The following is a 2,271-nucleotide window of genomic DNA, read 5'->3' on the forward strand; positions in this document are numbered from 1 at the left end:
GTTATTAAGTAAATTAAGAGGTAGTACTCTATTTTATATTTGTGCCTTCTTATTAATAATCGGTGGTATCATTCAAGCTTTTTTTGTTCAATCGTTAGAAAGAAACAAAAGAGCTGTCCCTATAGGAACAGCTCTTCATTTAACCTGCCATTTTATTAATACTATCCTCCGGTGAGAACACAGAAATATGATGTACTTTACCAGTCGATTTTGGAATTACGAATTTCAATTCAAACTGGTCATTTACTTTATAAACATAAATTTTATCATTACCATTTTCTTTAACAGACGCTGGTTTTCCTAAAGCCTTTTCGATTTCTTGTAACGTAATCGATTTGAGCTCTGAATGGTAAGAGCGTACGTCAAAGACTTGTGATCCTTTATTAAAGCCAAATGCTACATTTTTACTTGTAAAAGTTGCATACATCCCGTTTCCTGCTTGCTCAGTCTTATCTGCCTTTCCCCATGCCTTCTCTATTTCTTCAATATCTCCTGTATGCGCTGCATATGGTACGTTAGGTACTTTACCTTCTTTCGCTTGCTCAAATAAATCTTTTACATGGTTAATTGATTTTTGATTAAGCACTGTATTTTTCGTATTAGACTCCGTTGAAGGTTTTACCGATTCTTGACCTTTTGGTTTTTCCACAGGTTCATTCTCTTTTTTGGGAGCAGTCTCTTCATTCTTTTTACTCTTTTCTGACGTATCGCTCTTTTTTTCCGTACTATTTTCTGATGTTGAATTAGTTTGCTTCTTTTCCTCAGCGTTAGTACATGCGGTTAAAGCCGCTACACACGTTAAAGTTAGGAAAAATATAAGTACTTTCATATATACTTTCATCATTTTCAGCCTCCCTCTTCAACATATTCACTTTTGTAACCATTCCATTACACTACTCTTCAAATTATTTTTGGTCCAAAAAGTAAGTGCTTCGCTTTCCCCGAAAGTATTCACAATATACTCCATATACGATGTTCCTAAAAAATAACCGAGTCGATTGTATCCGAAATAGTTCCCTCCGGATAGACGGAACCATTCTTTCTCTTTTTCAACTGTCCATCCTTCAACATAATCCTGTAAAAAACGTTTCTTAATGCGCTCTTCAATTTCTTTATAATATTGTAACGATGAATCACCATTACTACTATATGAATAGTAAACGGACTCACTTAAATCTTTAACTATTAGTTGTGATAAATAGGTCGCGACCCCCTTCACGATATAAACTTACCGGGGCATCATTCCATTCTGCTTTAGTCCAATCCATTCCACTCTCTTGTAATGCTACATTATGATATATATGTCCGATTTCATGAGCAACGATAACACGGAGGTGCTCCCTTACAGGAGATAATTTCTCAGCCGCAAAAAATGTATCCCCAATAATCTCCCTTTCCACAAATGCATTAGAACCAAATCCACCTACAAATATATGAAAAGTTACATCTATATTACTACCAAATTGAATGCGATAGTCCTTACTAACTTCTTGAATAATTGATGGTAAAATTTCTGAAATAATACGAATGTCTTCTAGTTTTGCAGGATACTTTTCAATCGCACTAGAGAGACGTTCTTCTGTCTTAGGACAGTGAAACTTAAAATACTCTTCGAATGCCTCTGGGTGCATATCATAATATTTGTTCAAGTCATGTAATCCTATATCATTGCTTTCCAAAAGCTTTAAAAAGCTTGGAATTGTATTGTTAATCATCTTATTCATCTCCTTATTTACACCTTCTCTCCTTACTCGTTATATCCTTTTTCTATAACTTAAAATACACTGTCACAAAGGCTCCTTTAAATGCAAAAAACCAGCAGGGAGTGAATAATCATTCCCTGCTGGTTTAATATTTTTGGGGTTTCCGAAATTTAATCAAACCATTTGTCGCCGTCAGAAATCCATTTGCTGTTATGTAAATCAAAGCATTCATCATAATCATGAAAACTAAAGTAAGACGGTAATTTAACGCTCGTACCACCTGCTTTATTCCAGCACATAGCAAACCATTCCACTATAGCTTTCGTTTCAATTTCAGATAATGCTTCATCGTTTTCTTCATAAAACTCCCAAAATTCGTCTGATTCGTCATCATGGAATTTATAATATTCTACATCATCTATCAAATCGTGACTACCAGAAAAGACACTGCTATCCTTTCCTTCATAAAAAACTTCATTTGCTCCTCTATCCATCGAAAACATGACAACGGACATTTCAAATGACTGAACAAAAGCTGTGAAATCTAATATATCTATCCCTTCATAAT

At 34.6% G+C, this 2,271-nt stretch carries 2 protein-coding genes and 1 pseudogene; all 3 read right to left on the minus strand.

The window, feature by feature from the left end; translation table 11 throughout:
• Nucleotides 1-139 precede the first annotated feature (139 nt).
• Nucleotides 140-844, minus strand: coding sequence for a YjgB family protein (locus tag AB3X49_RS21705; RefSeq protein WP_003189720.1), 705 nt, complete (start codon nt 842-844; stop codon nt 140-142).
• Between the two features lie 24 nt (nt 845-868).
• A pseudogene (locus tag AB3X49_RS21710) lies at nt 869-1,715 on the minus strand (aminopeptidase).
• A gap of 158 nt (nt 1,716-1,873) precedes the next feature.
• Nucleotides 1,874-2,271 (minus strand): hypothetical protein (locus AB3X49_RS21715; RefSeq protein ID WP_367964681.1); only part of this gene is annotated, 398 nt, incomplete at its 5' end.

This window comes from Bacillus sp. C30, assembly GCF_040838255.1.
GTDB classification, from domain to species: Bacteria; Bacillota; Bacilli; order Bacillales; family Bacillaceae_G; genus Bacillus_A; species Bacillus_A mycoides.

Coding starts and splice junctions, on each gene's coding strand:
- AB3X49_RS21705 (WP_003189720.1), bottom strand. CDS start 844: ATGATGAAAGTATATATGAAAGTACTTATATTTTTCCTAACTTTAACG.